This window comes from Roseomonas sp. WA12, from assembly GCF_054165765.1.
Genome location: NZ_CM135108.1, coordinates 821,996 through 837,952, shown reverse-complemented (window position 1 = coordinate 837,952; position 15,957 = coordinate 821,996). Strand labels below are relative to the sequence as shown.

The 15,957-nt window shown below is 66.6% G+C and carries 18 protein-coding genes and 1 tRNA gene; 12 read left to right on the top strand and 7 right to left on the bottom strand.

Annotated features, from left to right (window positions below; all coding sequences use genetic code 11):
- The first annotated feature begins 51 nt into the window (after window positions 1-51).
- The 4 genes from ACVBD7_RS04160 (at window position 52) to ACVBD7_RS04145 (ending at window position 2,602) form a co-directional block, all read left to right on the top strand.
- On the top strand, window positions 52-384 hold the full coding sequence (locus ACVBD7_RS04160; RefSeq protein WP_458096237.1) for a hypothetical protein: 333 nt from the start codon (window positions 52-54) through the stop codon (window positions 382-384).
- Complete coding sequence (locus ACVBD7_RS04155) at window positions 381-749, top strand: HNH endonuclease signature motif containing protein (protein ID WP_458096236.1); 369 nt, start codon at window positions 381-383, stop codon at window positions 747-749. Before ACVBD7_RS04160 ends, ACVBD7_RS04155 begins: the two co-directional genes overlap by 4 nt.
- Window positions 749-2,353 carry a terminase large subunit gene (locus tag ACVBD7_RS04150; RefSeq protein WP_458096235.1) on the top strand — a complete coding sequence of 535 codons (1,605 nt, stop codon included), beginning with the start codon at window positions 749-751 and terminating at the stop codon, window positions 2,351-2,353. Before ACVBD7_RS04155 ends, ACVBD7_RS04150 begins: the two co-directional genes overlap by 1 nt.
- A 114-nt stretch (window positions 2,354-2,467) precedes the next feature.
- Window positions 2,468-2,602, top strand: coding sequence for a hypothetical protein (locus ACVBD7_RS04145; RefSeq protein ID WP_458096234.1), 135 nt, complete (start codon window positions 2,468-2,470; stop codon window positions 2,600-2,602).
- A 185-nt stretch (window positions 2,603-2,787) separates the two neighbouring features.
- On the opposite strand, the gene ACVBD7_RS04140 is transcribed toward ACVBD7_RS04145, so the two are convergent.
- The gene (locus tag ACVBD7_RS04140; RefSeq protein ID WP_458096233.1) at window positions 2,788-3,426 is read right to left on the bottom strand and encodes a TRADD-N-associated membrane domain-containing protein; all 639 of its coding nucleotides are present in this window, start codon (window positions 3,424-3,426) and stop codon (window positions 2,788-2,790) included.
- A 159-nt stretch (window positions 3,427-3,585) separates the two neighbouring features.
- On the opposite strand from ACVBD7_RS04140, the gene ACVBD7_RS04135 reads away from it, so the two are divergent.
- The 5 genes from ACVBD7_RS04135 to ACVBD7_RS04115 all read left to right on the top strand — a co-directional run bounded on the left by ACVBD7_RS04135 (window position 3,586) and on the right by ACVBD7_RS04115 (window position 8,629).
- Window positions 3,586-4,122, top strand: coding sequence for a hypothetical protein (locus ACVBD7_RS04135; RefSeq protein WP_458096232.1), 537 nt, complete (start codon window positions 3,586-3,588; stop codon window positions 4,120-4,122).
- A 153-nt stretch (window positions 4,123-4,275) separates the two neighbouring features.
- Window positions 4,276-5,568 (top strand): phage major capsid protein, encoded by a 1,293-nt coding sequence (locus ACVBD7_RS04130; RefSeq protein ID WP_458096231.1) that lies wholly within the window; start codon window positions 4,276-4,278, stop codon window positions 5,566-5,568.
- Window positions 5,565-6,104, top strand: coding sequence for an HK97 family phage prohead protease (locus ACVBD7_RS04125; RefSeq protein WP_458096230.1), 540 nt, complete (start codon window positions 5,565-5,567; stop codon window positions 6,102-6,104). Before ACVBD7_RS04130 ends, ACVBD7_RS04125 begins: the two co-directional genes overlap by 4 nt.
- Window positions 6,104-7,306, top strand: coding sequence for a phage portal protein (locus ACVBD7_RS04120; RefSeq protein WP_458096229.1), 1,203 nt, complete (start codon window positions 6,104-6,106; stop codon window positions 7,304-7,306). The genes ACVBD7_RS04125 and ACVBD7_RS04120 overlap by 1 nt, the downstream gene beginning before the upstream one ends.
- Window positions 7,307-7,729: 423 nt before the next feature.
- Window positions 7,730-8,629 carry a tyrosine-type recombinase/integrase gene (locus ACVBD7_RS04115; RefSeq protein WP_458096228.1) on the top strand — a complete coding sequence of 300 codons (900 nt, stop codon included), beginning with the start codon at window positions 7,730-7,732 and terminating at the stop codon, window positions 8,627-8,629.
- 53 nt (window positions 8,630-8,682) lie between these two features.
- On the opposite strand, the gene ACVBD7_RS04110 is transcribed toward ACVBD7_RS04115, so the two are convergent.
- The 3 genes from ACVBD7_RS04110 to ACVBD7_RS04100 form a co-directional block, all read right to left on the bottom strand.
- A tRNA-Glu gene (locus ACVBD7_RS04110) sits at window positions 8,683-8,758 on the bottom strand.
- A 43-nt stretch (window positions 8,759-8,801) separates the two neighbouring features.
- Window positions 8,802-9,107: a DUF2256 domain-containing protein gene (locus ACVBD7_RS04105; RefSeq protein WP_458096227.1), complete on the bottom strand. Its 306-nt coding sequence runs from the start codon at window positions 9,105-9,107 to the stop codon at window positions 8,802-8,804.
- A complete protein-coding gene (locus ACVBD7_RS04100) occupies window positions 9,020-9,325 on the bottom strand; it encodes a hypothetical protein (protein WP_458096226.1) in 306 nt (101 codons plus the stop codon). The genes ACVBD7_RS04105 and ACVBD7_RS04100 overlap by 88 nt, the downstream gene beginning before the upstream one ends.
- Before the next feature lie 88 nt (window positions 9,326-9,413).
- Here ACVBD7_RS04100 and ACVBD7_RS04095 point away from each other — a divergent pair, with 88 nt between their 5' ends.
- Both ACVBD7_RS04095 and rpoH read left to right on the top strand, forming a co-directional pair.
- Window positions 9,414-10,307, top strand: a complete 894-nt coding sequence (locus tag ACVBD7_RS04095) for an RluA family pseudouridine synthase (RefSeq protein WP_458097636.1) — start codon at window positions 9,414-9,416, stop codon at window positions 10,305-10,307.
- Between the two features lie 327 nt (window positions 10,308-10,634).
- The gene (gene rpoH, locus ACVBD7_RS04090) at window positions 10,635-11,519 is read left to right on the top strand and encodes an RNA polymerase sigma factor RpoH (RefSeq protein WP_458096225.1); all 885 of its coding nucleotides are present in this window, start codon (window positions 10,635-10,637) and stop codon (window positions 11,517-11,519) included.
- A 58-nt stretch (window positions 11,520-11,577) separates the two neighbouring features.
- Here rpoH and ACVBD7_RS04085 read toward each other — a convergent pair whose 3' ends face one another.
- Both ACVBD7_RS04085 and ACVBD7_RS04080 read right to left on the bottom strand, forming a co-directional pair.
- Entirely contained in the window at window positions 11,578-12,732 is a 1,155-nt protein-coding gene (locus ACVBD7_RS04085) for an MFS transporter (protein WP_458096224.1), read from the bottom strand.
- A 165-nt stretch (window positions 12,733-12,897) separates the two neighbouring features.
- On the bottom strand, window positions 12,898-14,181 hold the full coding sequence (locus ACVBD7_RS04080; RefSeq protein WP_458096223.1) for a Gfo/Idh/MocA family protein: 1,284 nt from the start codon (window positions 14,179-14,181) through the stop codon (window positions 12,898-12,900).
- Window positions 14,182-14,330: 149 nt separating this feature from the next.
- On the opposite strand from ACVBD7_RS04080, the gene ACVBD7_RS04075 reads away from it, so the two are divergent.
- On the top strand, window positions 14,331-14,849 hold the full coding sequence (locus ACVBD7_RS04075) for a VOC family protein (protein WP_458096222.1): 519 nt from the start codon (window positions 14,331-14,333) through the stop codon (window positions 14,847-14,849).
- A 22-nt stretch (window positions 14,850-14,871) separates the two neighbouring features.
- Here ACVBD7_RS04075 and ACVBD7_RS04070 read toward each other — a convergent pair whose 3' ends face one another.
- Window positions 14,872-15,912: an ABC transporter substrate-binding protein gene (locus ACVBD7_RS04070; protein WP_458096221.1), complete on the bottom strand. Its 1,041-nt coding sequence runs from the start codon at window positions 15,910-15,912 to the stop codon at window positions 14,872-14,874.
- Window positions 15,913-15,957 lie beyond the last annotated feature (45 nt).

Here is a 15,957-nt window from a genome sequence, read left to right as displayed (position 1 = left end):
CCGGAAGGTTGGCCAGCAGCGAACAGGCTGTGAACGCGGGGAGGTGCGGCCATGACCCCGCTCATCGCCAACACGCCCGCAGCCATGCGGTTCATCCGCCGGGCTCTGGAGCTGCGGCCCATCTGCGCCTCCCCGAAGTGCGAGGAGCCCTCTGTGGCGGTGGTCGCCGGTGCGAGAGGGGAGGTGCGTGTCGAATGCGTCGGCTGTCGCCAGCGGCGTGAGCTGGCAGCCCTGCCCTCGCCTCCGCCGGTCGAACGGTCCGAGACGCCTGATGCGGCCCGAGCCCGCGCGAGGGTGGCCCGCTATCGGGTAGAGGTACTGGGCAAGGTGCCCAGGGAGACAGGCACCCCCATGGGCGCTGCTGTCGCGGCCGTAGCGCCATGAGCAGCGGGTACTACGGCACCACAGCATGGCGGCGCCTGCGGGCCGTTGTGCTGGCCGCCCAGCCCGTGTGTGCCACGCCTGGGTGCGGGCTGCGGGCGACGGACGTGGACCACATCGTGCAGCGAAGCCAGGGCGGCGCGGACCACCCGTCCAACCTGCGCGGGCTCTGCTCCGACTGTCACAAGCAGCGGCGCCAGGGGGGCCAGCCCCGTGCCCGTGGCTGCGATGCAGCCGGTAAACCCAACGACTCCGGGCATTGGTGGCGGCAGGAGCAGCCCACCGCGAGCAAATCTCCCGGGGCTGGGGGGATCGACCGACCTGGGCACAAGAAGAGAGTTAGTTTCCGGCGTGGAGGGCAAAGCTGATGGGACGGCGCGGCCCCGGCGCAAAGCCCGTACGCGTGGGGGCAAACGCCCCGCAAGCCACCTTCACCCCTGAGTATCTGGGTGCCACCCGTGCCGAGCGGATGATCAACTGGATTGAGGGCCTGAAAATCACCAGCGGCGCCCATGCCGGGAAGCCGTTCCTGCTCCGCGATTGGCAGCGAACCATCATCGAAGACATTTACCGAACCGACGACACCGGCCGCCGGGTGGTGCGGCAGGCGCTCATCACCATGGGTCGAAAGAACGGCAAGACGGCGCTCGCTGCGGCTCTGGCCCTGGCCCACCTCTGCGGGCCGGAGGCCGAACAGCGGGGGCAGGTGTTTTCGGCCGCTGCCGACCGCGGGCAGGCGGCGCTGATCTTCGCTGAAATGCGCGCCTTCATCCTGGCCGACCCAGCACTGTCCGCGCGCATCGTCATCCGCGAGTTCAAGAAGGAGCTGGAAGACGAAATCACAGGTAGCATCTACTTGCCGTTGTCCAGCGACGCCCGGAAGGCTCACGGGCTTTCGTCCTCATTTTATGTCTGTGACGAACTCGCCCAATGGCCGAGCCGCGTGCTGCTGGACAACCTCCGCACCGGCACGGGCGCACGGGCCGAGCCCCTGGGCATCGTTGTCTCGACCATGAGCGCGGATCCGTTCCACGTTATGACAGAGCTGGCCAATTATGCGCAGCAGGTGCGAGACGGCCTAGTAGAGGACGCGACTTTCGCCGGCCACGTTTTCACATCGCCGCAAACCGACGATCCTTGGGACGAAGCCACCTGGGCAAAGGCGAATCCCGCCCTGGGCGACTTCCGCAGCCTGGAGGAGATGCGTTCGGAGGCGAGCGTTGCCCAACGCATCCCGGCGCGGGAGGCGGTGTTCCGCAACCTGTATCTAAATCAGCCCGTAGAAGCCGATGAGCGCCTTATACATGCGCGAGACTGGGACCCGCTGGGTGAACCGTTCGACGTTGCCGCGCTGCGCGGGCAACGCTGCATAGCCGGTCTAGACCTGGGTTCGGCGTCGGACCTGACGGGCCTCGCGCTCTACTTCCCGGACAGCGGTCACGTCCTGGCATGGGGCTTCCTCCCTGCCGAGCAGCTAGACCAGAAGGAACGGGCCGACCGAGCGCCGTACCGGCTCTGGCGTGACCAGGGTTGCATCATCTCTACGCCGGGTCGGGCCATCAACAAGGCATTCGTCGCGGCGAAGCTCCGCGAGCTTGCAGCGGACTACGACCTGCAATCCGTCGCGTTTGATCGGTGGATGTTCAAAGACCTCGAAGTAATCTGCGACTCGGAGGGCATCTGGCTTCCCTTCGAGCCTCACGGGCAAGGCTTCAAGGACATGGGCCCGAGCGTGGAGCAGTTCGAGCGGCTGGTGCTAGAAGGCAAGCTACAGCACGGCGGCAATCCGCTGCTTACGTGGTGCCTATCCAACATCACGGTGAATACGGACCCAGCCGGCGCCCGCAAGCCTGCCAAGGACCGCAGCCGGGGCCGAATAGACCCACTCGTGGCGCTCATCATGGCCTGCGGGCAATCGGCGCGAATGCCCGCAGAGCCCAGTTACGAGTTCACGGGGGTGCTGATCGACTGACGCCAAAAGAGATCACACCCACGTTAACCGCCTGATTTCCCTCGCTTTCTGTTGCTTTAGCCGAGGAAAACGCGTACAATGACTTCCATGAGCACGCCCCCGAGGAGCCACTTCATGAAATCCACCATCATTTTGCCGAAAGGCAAATTCCGCAGCAAAATCAAGATCTTGCGCGATCGTCGCTGCCTGGCAGCATCCTCCAGGCGTGGGGCCCCCTCCCCACGCCTGGAGGATGCTGCCAACGCGTGACATTACCCCGGCATTTTGTCAAATCAACTTAGCGTAGCCGACTGACTCTCAGACTTGGTGGCCAGCCTGCCATGAACCGCAGCCAGGGCTATGACGGCCAATTGTGGTTCTCCTCACGGTGACCCGCGGGCAGTCGGCGCAGTTATCGCAGAACCTGGCTACAGGTTCACCGGGGTGTTTGTGGGTTAATTGCCCACTAAAAGTCGCTCAATTCCGGAATATTTTAGAATGAGTTGCGACCTGAGTTGATCGCGTGTGGCGACATTTTCTATTTCGCTGATCATTTCTCTAGCTTCAGCGTTCAAGCGATCAAGCCGAAGCTTCTCAAAGAACTCCGCCATGGACTTCTGCGCATTAGTCGACTGCACAAAAAACAGCCCAGAAACAGCGTCGATTACAGCGCCGCTCGCAACCTTAACGATTGTTCCAGCCAAATCGCCTTGGGTGTGAGTGATGAATGCAAAGATGATTACTCCAAATCCCACAGAAGCAAATATCAAGCTAAACCAAAAACTAATGTTCGCCCTACTTAGTGCCTGGTTGTAGTAGTTCGCAAGTGCCTCCACCTCGAATGGTTTGGTAATTCCCTCCCTTGTGGCCGAAGGGGACGGGCCACCATCGGTGCCGCCCTCACGTTTAAAGACAATATGGGGAAGCCCAGAAAGCGCGCCGGCAGAGATTTTGATCTCGGCTTCAGCGACTTTTGCATTTCGCCAGCTAAGGTAAGCACCAAAAACTCCACCCGCCGCGGAAAGGAGCGCCAAAACCGCTGAGGCGTTGAAGAAGATGTCGTTTAGGAGATCTTTGAAAGTCTCAGGGCTCACGCAATCTGCTCCAGGACGGTCCGGCAAGCTTCGCACAACTCGCGCGTCCGAACGAGAGACCACGTCCTGATACCACTCCGGCAACTTATGGGCTTGTGCTGCACAATTTTGTGCGGCACTATGGCAACATGTTTGGGCGGGGGCACCGGAGCCATGCTGATGAAAGAGTTCCTCGGGCAGTACGCTGTCCGAACCTTGGGGGTTCGCCCTCAAACCGCTGAAATGATGTATCGCTACATTCAGAAGGGAATGGACGACCGGCGGGACGGCTTTCAACGGTCGAAGCCCGGCCCCGGTGGTGCCGCACGCTCAACCGCCTTCTCGTGCGCCTTCATGATCGTTGCGGCGATGAGCGGCGGCGCAAAGGTAGATGTCTTCCAGCAGGCTTGGTCGTGCTGGCTACTGCCTCCCGAGCACTCGGACAGCTCCATTCTAGGCGCCGAGATGTTTGGCGATGCCTTCGAAGCGGTTCTGGCCGACGCGCTGCATGCAAAGGCCGTCGAGCGGATCGACGTGTTCCTCACGCATCCTGCCGCCGCCATCCATTGGAGAAGCGGCAAGACTGATCATTACGGCATGTCCCATGACATCGAAATGAACGCGCGTGGCCTTACCCGCCTCGCGAGCATCGACGGAGATACGCTTCGGTCGATCGAAGCGGCCCTGCGGCCCGATCGGCTCGCCTCCAGTTCGTGATGCGGGAAGCTCACGAAGCGGTGCCGGGCAGGCGTGTTCTCCGACGCGTCGCGGCGAGGGCTTTTCTCGATCTTCACCTCGCCGCTGTCCGGCACCGCAGCACCCCCGCCCCACCTTTCATTCTGCAACCTTGGATAGGGATGGATAGCCGCTATGGCCCTTCTACGAGACCTCATGGAGCGTCGGGCGGCTGTCGCCACCGAAATGCGCTCTCTCAACGACAAGCCCGCCGGAGAGAACGGCGACCTGTCCACCGAACAGCGCACCAAGTGGGATGCTCTCAAGACCGAGCTGGACAACCTGGAACAGCGCATCGGGCGTCAGTCCACCGTGGAGGATGCCGAACGTCGTGCGGCCGGAACGCCCGTGGGCGGCACGGGTGACGACCACCTCGACCGCGCCATTGCCGGTGTCGGCCTGCTCGACGTGGCCCGCGCCGCGATGGGCGGCACCGATCAGGCCGCAGGCCGCGCCCGTGAGGTGAGCGCCGAGTTGGAGCGCCGTTCCGGTCGCCGCGCCCAGGGCATGCTCTGGCACATGGGCGCTCCAGCCGATGTGGAGCAGCGCGTGATGACGACCGCCCTCCCCGCGTCTGGCCCCGGCGGCACGCTCATCCCGACCGACTACCGGGGTGACCTGTTCATCGACCGCCTGCGTCGCTCAAACCGCGTCCGCGCCATGGGCGCCACAATGCTCACAGGCCTGACCGGCAACGTCACCATCCCCCGCCGCAAGGCCAGCGTGGTCGCGGGCTGGGTGGCCGAGAACACTGCGCTGCCAAACTCGGACCCCGCCTTCGACAGCATTACGTTGTCGCCGAAGCACTGCGGCGTGATTTCCGAATGGTCGCGCAACATGATCCAGCAGGCGAGCCCGGACGTGGAGCAGCTTGCCCGCAACGACATGGCGCAGGAGCTGGCCCGCACGCTCGACCTCGCCGCTATCCTCGGCAGCGGCACGGGCGCCGAGCCACGCGGCATCCTCAACACCTCGGGCATCGGCAGCGTCGCCCTGGGTGCGAACGGAGGCCCTATCACCTTCGACGCCCTCGCCGACCTCATGGGCGTGGTGGACGACGCCGACGCCACGGGCGGCTCCATGGGCTTCCTCACGAACACAAAGGTCCGGCGTGCCGCTGCCAAGCTGAAGGCAACGGACGGCAACCCGCTCGGCGTGCAGGTCATGTTCCAAGGCATGACCCCGACCGTTTCCAACAACGTCCCGAGCAACCTGACGAAGGGAACCGGCACGAACCTGTCACCGGTGATCTATGGCAACTGGTCGGACCTCATCATCGGCGTGTGGTCGGAACTCGACATTCTGGTGAACCCCTACGAGGCCACTGCCTACGCGAAGGGGAACGTCCAGATCAGGGCCATGATGACGGTCGATATCGCCGTGCGGCATCCGGAGTCCTTCGCCGCCATTCGGGACATCGCGGCGTGAACCCGGCGGCGCGTTTCCCGGATGGGCTGGAGCGTCGAGCAGCCACCGAGTTGCGCGCCGCCGGTCGCCGGCTGGAGGGCTACGCCGCCGTGTTCGGCTCGCCCGCCAAGATCGGCAGCTTTACCGAGACCATCATGCCCGGTGCCTTCCGGGCAGCCCTGGCGAGCCGAGCCGACATTCTGGCGTTGGTGGACCACGACCCCGGCCGCCTCCTGGCCCGCACCGCATCGGGCACGCTGCGGCTCAACGAGGACAGCCGGGGCTTGCACTTCTCCCTCGACGTGCCTGACACCGGCCTAGGCCGGGATATCCTCGCCCTAGCCGAGCGGCGCGACCTGGGCGGCATGTCGTTCACCTTCCGGCCGAAGGACGAGGCGTGGCCCGCGACCGATCGCCGGGAGCTGCGCGCCGTGGACCTGTTGGAGGTGTCCGTGGTGCAGGCATTTCCCGCCTACAGCGCCACGACCGTTGAAGCCCGGCACCGCGTCGCCCTGGGCGATGCCGCTGCCCGTCGCCGCTTCTTGGAGACGCTGTGATGGCCGAGCGCCGGACCGTCCGCCTGCGCCGCGCGGAGAGCCGCAGCATGGGGTCCAGCCCGCCGGGCTACGCCGAGGCGTTCGGCGTCCAGCCCACAGCCTCGGGCGCCTATGTCAGTCCCCATTTGGCCGAGAACCTTTCGGCCGTTTACGCCTGCGTAGCCGCCGTCTCGTCCGCGCTCGCGAGCCTGCCCGCCCTCGTTTATCACCGCACGCTGGAGGGCCGCACCGAGGCCCCGACCCATCCCGTCGCCCGGCTCCTACGCCGCCCCAACCCGGACCAGACATGGCCCGATTGGATGGAGTGGACCGTTGCCCAGGTGCTGTCGCGCGGTAATGCGCTATCCATCATCGAGACGGATGGCGCGGGTCGCCCCGTGGGGCTGCACCCTGTGCCCTGGGGCGCCGTGCAGGTGGTCCGCCTGCCCAGCGGCGCCCTGGCCTATGACGTGGCCCCCAGCGGGCCGACGCGGGCGGGTGGCAACGTGCAGCGCCGCCGATACCTGGCTGGCGAAGTGTTCCATCTCCGGGACCGCAGCGACGACGGTGTCATCGGCCGCAGCCGCGTGAGCCGCGCTCCTGACGTACTGGGTAATGCCCTTGCCTTGCAGGAGTGGTCGGGCGCGCAATGGCGCAACGGCGCCACCCCATCCGGCGTGCTGAAGTTCCCGAGCAAGATCCCCAGCCAGGACGTGGCCGACCGCATCCGCATGGGCTTCGAGCGGAACTACTCGGGCAGCCGCAACGGCGGGCGCATCATGATTCTTGAGAACGGCGCCGAGTGGCAGGGCATTAGCCTGTCACCCGAAGACGCCGAGGTATTGGGGTCCCGTCGCTTCTCCGTGGAGGAGATTTGCCGCCTGTTCCAGGTGCCACCGCCCATCGTTCAGGCTTACGAACACAACACCTTCACCAACGCGGCGCAGGCATCGCTCTGGTTCGCGCAACTCACGCTGACACCCTGGGCGCGGAAGATCGAAGCCGAGTTCAGCCGCAGCGTGTTCGGCGCTGCCAGCCGCGACACGCACGAACTGGAACTCGACATGTCGGGCCTGATGCGCGGCGACTATGTGAGCCGGTGGCAAGCTCACGAGATCGCTGTCCGCAACAATATTCTCACCGCCGACGAAGTGCGGGAGGTGGAGGGCTGGAACCCTCGCGGCGCCCAGGGTGGCGAGCAGCCTTCGGTGGGCGGGTTGTGATGGCCACGGCTCCTGCACAGCAGCGGCGCCACGAAGCCATTCCGCCCAATCTCCCGCCGGGAGCCATTGGGCGAGCAGAGGCGGCAGCGTTTGTGGGCGTGTCACCCACGCAGTTCGACGCCATGGTGGAAGCTGGCCTGATGCCTAGGGCGCGGGTGTTCTCCAGCCGTACGAAGCGGTGGCTAGTCCGAGAATTGGACCGAGCCCTTTGGAGTTTGCCAGTTGAGGATGGTGGCGAGCCCGGTGACTTCGCCGAGGACGATCAATGGGACCGCCTCATCAATGGCTAGGAAGACTCTTCCGTATCATCGGAAGGTCGTGGCACGTGGGCACACGTACCACTACTTTCGACGGCACGGCAAAAATACACCCCTGCCGGGGGAGCCGTACTCGCTCGAATTCATGCGGGCATATACCCGGCATTTGGAAGACCAGCCTGAGCCGGTTGGCGCAAGCAAAATCGAGCCCGGCAGCGTTGATGCAGCGTGTGTCCATTACTACGCCTCGACAGCCTTCAAGCGCCTTGCGCCTGCTACCCAGCAGGTGCGGCGCCGCCAGCTTGAGCGGTTCCGCAAGGATTATGGACCCGGGAAGGTCGCCACGCTCACCAGCCGCATAATCACGCAAATCGTGGAGAAGCGGGAAAGCACCCCTGCCGAGGGTAACAACCTGCTCAAGGTGCTGCGGCAGGTGTTGGAGGTGGCAGTCCAGCGCGGCATGAGGAAGGACAATCCCGCGAAGGAAGTGAAGCGCCTCCCCGAGCGAAACAAGAGCCATGAGCGGTGGTCCGACGCCGACAAGGCCGCGTTCAAGGCCCACCATCCTTCGGGCACGAAGGCCCGTCTGGCTTACGCGCTGTTCGTTACCACGGGCCTCCGCCGCAGTGACATTGTGCGGATTGGGTGGGACAATGTTCGCAGCGGCCGCATCAAGTTCGACCAGAAGAAGACAGGCAAGCCGGTCAATGTACCGATCCAGCCCGAGCTTCTAGCTGAACTAGAAAACGCTCCCCGTGATCAGCCCACCTTTATACAGACCGACTACGGCAAGCCTTTCACCCCGGATGGCTTTGGCCAATGGTTTGGGGAGCGGGCTCAGGAAGCTGGGCTCACTGGACGCACGGCCCATGGGCTGCGGCACGACCTAGGCAGCACCCTCGCCGAGAGTGGGGTCAGTCAGGCGGCTATTGCTGCTGTCCTCGGGCACGCCAGCCCAGCGGAGACGGCGCGCTACACCAAGCAGGCGGATGGAGGACGAATGTCCGATGAGGCATTCGCTGCCTATGCTGCGAAAAGCACCCCGAGTGGCAAACAGGGTACGTAGTTTGCCACCCACAACTTGGAAGGTACTGAAAACGCTATGCCCGTAGACGCCGGTGGCGTCCCCAAGGGGATTCGAACCCCTGTTACCGCCGTGAGAGGGCGGTGTCCTAGGCCTCTAGACGATGGGGACGTGGCCGTCGGGAGGCGCCTTCTATCCAGGATGCGCGGGGTGATCAAGCCGGGTCGGACGGGTTTTTTGCATCCGCGCCATTCTTCACCTCTGCAGCCCCCCTGCCCCGGCGCGCGGAGGGGTGCCGGCCGCTGCGGCAGGCATCCGAGCAGTGGCGCACAGCGTCCCAGTCCCGCGCCCATTTCTTCCGCCAAGCAAAGGGCCGCCCGCAGGTCGCGCAGTCCTTCACGGGCAGGTTGGGCTTGCGATGGGCCACGGGCCTCAATCCCCCAGGCGGATCTCGCCCAGGGCACGGCCACTGCGGGTGTCCAGGATGACCAGCCGGTCGCCATCCGGCCGCTGCACCCATACCGCCACCCGCCCCTCGATTCCGGGCGCGATTCCGGCGATCCGGCTGCCGGGTGGCTGGCCCAGCGACATGTCCTGCACCGGGCCGGACGGCGAGACGAGAGCGGGCGCGCTGGGAACGGCCTTGCCGGCGCGCTGCACGATCATCACAACGAGCGTCGCGCTGGCCGCAATGATCAGCACCCCCATGACCCAGACGAGAACCTTGAGCGCGCGCACCGAACCCTCCGCCGATCCGCCCGGGATCCTGGAATTCACCGCCACCCCCGAACAGCAGGGGGACAGGTTGGACCGGGCCTTCGCCGGCATGGGCGGTCTGTCGCGCTCCCGCGTCAAGGCGCTGGTGGAGGCCGGGCACGCGGCGCGGGACGGGGCGGAGACGCGGGACCCCTCCGAATCGCTGCGCGCCGGGGCCCGCTACACTCTCACCGTCCCGCCGCCGGAGGCCGCGACCCCCCTGCCCCAGGCCATGGACCTGGCGATCCTGTACGAGGACCGGGATCTCATTGTGCTGAACAAGCCGGCCGGGCTGGTCGTGCATCCCGCGCCCGGCAATCCGGACGGAACATTGGTAAACGCCATCCTCGCCCATGCCGGGGAAGAGCTCTCGGGAATCGGGGGAGAGAAGCGCCCGGGGATCGTCCACCGGCTGGACAAGGAGACCAGCGGGGTGATGGTGGTGGCGAAGTCGGAGGTGGCGCATCACGCCCTCTCCACCGCCTTCGCAGAGCGCGACCTGGAACGGAGTTACCTGGCCCTTGCCTGGGGGGTTCCTTCCCTTGTTTCGGGCAGCGTGGAGACGGCGATCGGCAGACATCCTGCGGACCGCAAGCGCATGGCGGTGGTGACGCGCGGCGGGAAGAACGCCCTCACTTACTACACGACGGAGCGGGCCTGGGCCGGATCCTGTGCCCTTCTGCGCTGCAAATTGGCGACCGGGCGCACCCACCAGATCCGGGTTCATATGGCCCATATCGGCCACCCACTGGTGGGCGACCCCGTCTATCTCCGCCGTACCCCGGTCGCAGCGCGCGGGTTGCCTGAGGTCGCGAGGGAGGCGCTGCTGGCCTTCCCACGGCAGGCCCTGCACGCCGAGACCCTTGGCTTCCGCCACCCCGTCACTGGCCAGCCCCTGCGCTTCACCTCGCCGCTTCCACCGGACATGGCAACGCTGGTCACGACCCTCGACGCCAGCGCATGACCCTTTTGCGGGGCTGGGATGCGGCACTACGGGGTTTAACCGTACCTGTCCGGTCTGGATTCCCTTGCGAACAGGTCGGGAATAGATTACAAGCACTTCAGTTTCGGTGACCGGGCGCCAGTGACAGGGCGCCGTCAGGTTCACTCGCCATCGTGTTTCGCACTCGCGGTAAAAACGCGGGAAAACATTGGGGGTGGCGGGCGTTCTTGATGGGCTCAGGGCCCAGCGCGCCGAGGCGAGGTACGGATTTCCCGTACCGATCTTCAGCCGTCCGCGCGCCCGCCCGTCCCGGGGGCCGCCCGGCCGGTTCAGGAGGCAGATGCATCCATGGCTTCCAGTTCGATGATACCGATCGCCCCCGAGGGCAATCTCTCCCGCTATCTGCAGGAGATCCGTAAGTTTCCGATGCTGGCGCCGGAGGAGGAACTCAACCTCGCCAAGCGCTGGCGCGACAGCCAGGATGAAGGCGCGGCCCACAAGCTCGTCACCTCGCATCTCCGCCTCGTCGCCAAGATCGCCATGGGCTACCGCGGCTACGGCCTGCCGGTGGGAGAGCTCATCAGCGAGGGCAATGTTGGCATGATGCAGGCGGTGAAGCGGTTCGATCCGGACCGTGGCTTCCGTCTGGCCACCTACGCCATGTGGTGGATCCGCGCCGCGATCCAGGAATACATCCTGCACTCCTGGTCGCTGGTGAAGATGGGCACCACCGCCGCGCAGAAGAAGCTGTTCTTCAATCTTCGCCGGCTGAAGGGTCAGATGGCCGCTCTCGAGGAGGGCGACCTCAAGCCCGAGCAGGTGGAGAAGATCGCCCGCGTTTTGCAGGTTCCCGAGCAGGACGTGGTGTCGATGAACCGTCGTCTGGCGAGCCCGGACAACAGCCTGAATGCCCCGATCCGCGCCGATAGCGAGGGTGAGTGGCAGGACTGGCTGGTGGACGACAGCGAGAGCCAGGAGGAGGAGCTTGCCGACCGGGAGGACATGACCAACCGGCGCGACCTGCTCAACTCCGCGCTCAGCACGCTGAACGACCGCGAGCGGCACATCCTGATCGAGCGCCGGCTGAAGGACGAGCCGACCACGCTCGAGGAGCTCTCGCAGCAGTACAACATTTCGCGCGAGCGGGTGCGGCAGATCGAGGTTCGCGCCTTCGAGAAGCTGCAGAAGAACATGAAGACGCAGATCGTGGAGCGGCGGCTGCAGGTGACCTAAGCGGGTCACCCGGATCGGGACAAAAAAAGGGGCGGCGGAGAAATCCGCCGCCCCTTTTTCATGCCCGTTCGGCCGGAGCGTCTCGTCCCACCAACAACAGCAATCCAGCGAGGCAGCCGATCCCCCCGGCCAGAAACACCGCGGGATAGCCGCCGAGTCCCACGATCAGCCCTGCGACAGGGCCGGACAGTCCGATCGCCACGTCCAGGAAGGCGCTGAAGCTGGCGATGGCAAGGCCACGGCTGGCTTCCGGCACGCGCCGCACGGCTTCCACCCCCATGGCCGGGAAGATGAGAGAGAAACCCGCGCCGGTCAGCGAAGCGCCTAACAGCGCGAGGGAGGCCGTCGGGGCCGTCCACAGCAGCGCCTGGCCGAGCGCCTCCACCACCAGTGACCCCGCCGCCACGCGTCTCCCACCAAGCCGGTCCGGCAGGTGGGAAAGGAAGAGGCGGACCAGGATGAAACCGATCCCGAATCCGGTGAGGGAGAGCCCCGCCCCTTCCCAGCCACGGCTGGCGAAATAGAGCGCGACGAAGCTGCCCAGCACGGCTTGCGGCGCGACGCCGAGGAGCAGCACCGCACCTTGCCGCCAGACGAGGCCGATCACGCTGAGGAAGGAGGCGCGGCGCCCCTTTGCCAGCGGCGCGATTGCCCGCTGCGACAGCGCAACCGCCAATCCGAGGAGCGGCAACAGGACAGCCGCGATCGCCACCCCCGCGAAGCCGTATGCCCCCATCACCGCGAGGCCCAGGGGTGCGCCGAGGCCGAGCGCGACGAACATGGCGATCCCCTGCCAGGTCATCACCACCCCGGTTCGATGGGCGCCAAGGGTCAGGATGCCCCAGGTCATCGCCCCGGTCAGAAAAAGGCTCTCGGCCGGTCCCATGACCAAGCGCCCGACCAGCAGCACGGCGAGCGAGGCGCCGGGATCGGTGACGAAGGTGGAGACAAGGAGGATTAGCCCGGACAGGGCAGCGAGCGGCAAGCCGATCATGACGGCTGCTTTGGGCCCGCGCCGGTCGATCAGCGACCCCGCCCATTGCCGCGTCAGGATGGTGGCCAGGGACTGCGCCCCGACCACCCAGCCGGCCGTGACGAGGGAGAAGCCCAGCCCGTCATGGACGCGCAGAGACAGCACGGGCAGCGGCATCGCGATGGCCAGGAAGCCGCTGAGGACGATGGCGAGGAAAGGCGTGAGCCGCCAAGCGGACACGGGGGATGGTTCAGGATGCATCGAAAACGCGCCTCTCGGAGGGCCGCTAGAGGCCCGTGGGCGCGTTGGATAACGCTAACGCTTGCGGCCCACGGGCATGCGAGGCGGCGCCTTCTGCCCGAGCGCCGCCTCCCGCGTCAACCGGCCTGCATCAGCCCCGCAGCCTCAGCCCGCCTGGGCGGGCTCGGGCCCGCGCGTCGGGCCCGGCGGCTTCGGCATCTCCACCGGGCGTTCCTCGGCGGCGGCGCGGTAGATTGCGGCCATCAGCTTCTGATCCTGCAGGCCCTCCTCACCCGGGGTGTGCGGCCGGCGGTCGTTCCGGACGCAGTCGGAGAAGTGGTCGATCTCCAGCGTGAACTGGTTCTTTGGCTCGATCCGGCGCTGCACGCGGGAGACCAGTTCGCCCTCCCGCTTCGACACGTACATCTGCTGCCCGTGATAGGAGAAGGCGTCGGGCATCTCGACCGTGCCGCGCTCAAAATGCAGGCGCATCGTCTTGTCGTTGAACGAGTCGTAAGAGGTCAGACAGTTGGCGATCACGCCCGAGGGGAAGCGGAGCATGAAGGAGACGCTCTCCTCCACCTCCTTCCAACGAGGATCGCCCAGCGGCGAGTAGCTGCGGGCCATGACGTCCAGCGGCTCCTCCCCCGTGATGTAGCGCGTGGCATTCAGGCAGTAGAGACCGATATCCGGCAGCGCGCCGCCGCCCGCGAGCGCGCGGTTGAAGCGCCACTGCTCGATCGTGCCGGAGGACTGCACGTTCGTCGCTTCGATGGAACGCAGCTTGCCCAGCTCGCCGCTGCGGACCAAGCGAATGGCCTCGCGGTTGTAGGGCTCATACTGGCAGCGATAGGCGATCATCAGCTTCACGCGCGCGCGCTCGCAGGCTGCCACCATCGCGGCCGCGTCCTCGGGCGTGTTCGCCATCGGCTTCTCGCACAGCACGTGCTTGCCGATTGCCGCGCAACGCTCGGTGTACTCGCGGTGCATCGCGTTCGGCAGGCCGATATAGACCGCCTGCACCGCCGGGTTGTCCCGCAGCTTCTCGAGGTCCTGGTAGGAGTGCACGTTCTCCGGCGCGATGCCGTGGCGGCGGGCCACTTCCCTCGCCTTCTCCGGGCTGCCGCTGACGAGGGCGACGGCCCTGGAGCCCTTGGCCTCGCCGAGCGCGGGCAGCATCTCCTCCACGCTGATCCGGCCGAGGCCGATGATGGCGTAGCCGATGCGTTCACCGGGCGGCACGGGGTTGGGGGCCGGCGCGGGCGGCGGCTCGGCCTCGCCCCGCCAGTTGGGGAACTGCACGCGGCCGCCGGCGACGCCACCCAGGTCGGTTTCGGTGGGCGCGGGATAGCCGGGGGCGCCGGCGGCACCAAGGGCCAGCCCGGCCGCGGTCAGCCCACCCGCGCGCAACAGGCCACGGCGGCTCGCGCCATCGGAATCCTGAGCCATCTCGTTCTCCGGTGTGAAAGGGTCGGCGGGGGAACGCCCGGGCCGGGCGGATGTTGCCCGATCACCCCCGCGGATGCCGTCCATTCGGAGAGGCGATTGGCCCTGTTGGGCGGCGCGGCCGAGATTGGGGGGATACAGGAGCCCCGCCCATGCCCGACACGATCCCCTCGCCCAAAACGTCCGCGCCGCGGCCCGCCACGGCCCCGCCCGGGCTACGGATCGGCCACACGCATCTCAAGGTGTCGGATCTCGAGCGCGCGCTCGGCTTCTGGCGCGATACGCTCGGCCTGCAGGAGACGATGCGCCGGCCCGGCGCCGCTTTTCTCGCGGCCGGCGGCTACCACCACCACATCGCCCTCAACACCTGGGAGAGCGCGGGCGGGCGAGCCCCGGCGCCCGGCACGACGGGGCTGTACCATGTCGCCCTTCTCTACCCCGATCGCGCCTCGCTCGCCCGCGCGGTGCAGGCGGTGATCGCTGCGGGCATTCCGCTGGACGGCGCCTCGGATCACGGCGTGTCCGAAGCGATTTATCTGCGCGACCCGGATGGGAACGGCGTGGAGCTGTACCGAGACCGGCCGGAAGCCGACTGGCCGCGCGGGACGGATGGCGCACTGGAGATGTTCTCGCGCCGGCTCGACCTCGCTGGGCTGCTGGCTGAGGCTTGAGGGCGCCGCCGGGCGCGCGCCCTCACAACATGCGGCTGGCGATTGGTGGCAGGTACTCATCCGTGAAGGCGCCCTCCGGCGTCGGGCGGCTTGGTAGCTTGAAGGTGTCCACCGTCGCGTCGATCTGCCGCTTCAGCCGGGCCGGCTCGACATAGGAGAGGCCGTGCTGGCGGACGGGGTCCGAAAGCAGCATCTGGTCGAAGGCGAGCTTCTGGCGCTCGGATTCGATGGCCACGTCGGTCAGGCTCTCGCGAGACTTAAGATGGGTGATGGCCTCGGCGGGGTTCCGATAGGCCCAGACCATCCCCTCGGTGAGTGCCCCGACGGCGGCCCGAATCGCTTCCGGCTTCTCGCGCCGAATGGCGCGGGTGGTGACCAGCCCCGAACCGTAGAAATCCAGCCCGGCGTCCCGGTAGTAGAAGATGCGCTGCTGCGGCAGATCCATGCCCAACGCCTTCAGCGAGAGGGCGGTGGAGGTGACGAAGCCGGTGATGCCGTCCGCGCGGCGCTGCACCAGCATCGGCTCGCGCAGCTCGGGCGAGACGCTCATCCAGTTGATCGAGGCCAGGTCGATCCCGACCGCCTGGGCGAAGACGGGGAATATCTGGCGCCCACCGTCGAGCTCCGGCGCCGCGAGGGTCCTACCGGCGAGCTGCTTCGGCTCGCGGATCGGTCCTTCGGCGCGCACGGTGGCCGAGAGGGGCGAACGGTCATACAGGACTGCGACGCAGACGAGGCCGCGATCCGGGTTTTCGGCCATGAAGCGCAGCATGGGCGTGAGGTCGCCGAACCCGAGCTCATAGGTGCCGGCCGCGATGTCGATAGGCACGCGGCCGGAGCCGTAGCCGCGGTTGATCGGCATCTCGAGGTTGTACTTGCGGAACAGCCCGTTCCGCTCCGCCGCAACGGCGAAGGAATAGGCGCCGTGCATCGCCCAATCGAGGGTGAACTTCAGGCGGTGCGGCGCTTGTGCGAGCGACAGACGCGGGCTGGCAAGAAGGCCGGCCCCAAGCCCTGCCGCGCCGAGACCCATCGCGCTCCGCCGCCCGATCATCCTGTTCATGCTGCCATCCCCTGCCCCGGGGCGGGATGCCGCCCCGTCGTTCCG

What these genes read in the sequence shown, in the direction of transcription:
- ACVBD7_RS04075 (WP_458096222.1), top strand. Translation starts at nt 14,331, where the DNA reads ATGCCCGACACGATCCCCTCGCCCAAAACGTCCGCGCCGCGGCCCGCC.
- ACVBD7_RS04130 (WP_458096231.1), top strand. Translation starts at nt 4,276, where the DNA reads ATGGCCCTTCTACGAGACCTCATGGAGCGTCGGGCGGCTGTCGCCACC.
- ACVBD7_RS04105 (WP_458096227.1), bottom strand. Translation starts at nt 9,107, where the DNA reads ATGGGTGCAGCGGCCGGATGGCGACCGGCTGGTCATCCTGGACACCCG.
- ACVBD7_RS04135 (WP_458096232.1), top strand. Translation starts at nt 3,586, where the DNA reads ATGAAAGAGTTCCTCGGGCAGTACGCTGTCCGAACCTTGGGGGTTCGC.
- ACVBD7_RS04120 (WP_458096229.1), top strand. Translation starts at nt 6,104, where the DNA reads ATGGCCGAGCGCCGGACCGTCCGCCTGCGCCGCGCGGAGAGCCGCAGC.
- ACVBD7_RS04145 (WP_458096234.1), top strand. Translation starts at nt 2,468, where the DNA reads ATGAAATCCACCATCATTTTGCCGAAAGGCAAATTCCGCAGCAAAATC.
- ACVBD7_RS04150 (WP_458096235.1), top strand. Translation starts at nt 749, where the DNA reads ATGGGACGGCGCGGCCCCGGCGCAAAGCCCGTACGCGTGGGGGCAAAC.
- ACVBD7_RS04070 (WP_458096221.1), bottom strand. Translation starts at nt 15,912, where the DNA reads ATGAACAGGATGATCGGGCGGCGGAGCGCGATGGGTCTCGGCGCGGCA.
- ACVBD7_RS04155 (WP_458096236.1), top strand. Translation starts at nt 381, where the DNA reads ATGAGCAGCGGGTACTACGGCACCACAGCATGGCGGCGCCTGCGGGCC.
- ACVBD7_RS04095 (WP_458097636.1), top strand. Translation starts at nt 9,414, where the DNA reads ATGGGCGGTCTGTCGCGCTCCCGCGTCAAGGCGCTGGTGGAGGCCGGG.
- ACVBD7_RS04080 (WP_458096223.1), bottom strand. Translation starts at nt 14,181, where the DNA reads ATGGCTCAGGATTCCGATGGCGCGAGCCGCCGTGGCCTGTTGCGCGCG.
- rpoH (WP_458096225.1), top strand. Translation starts at nt 10,635, where the DNA reads ATGGCTTCCAGTTCGATGATACCGATCGCCCCCGAGGGCAATCTCTCC.
- ACVBD7_RS04160 (WP_458096237.1), top strand. Translation starts at nt 52, where the DNA reads ATGACCCCGCTCATCGCCAACACGCCCGCAGCCATGCGGTTCATCCGC.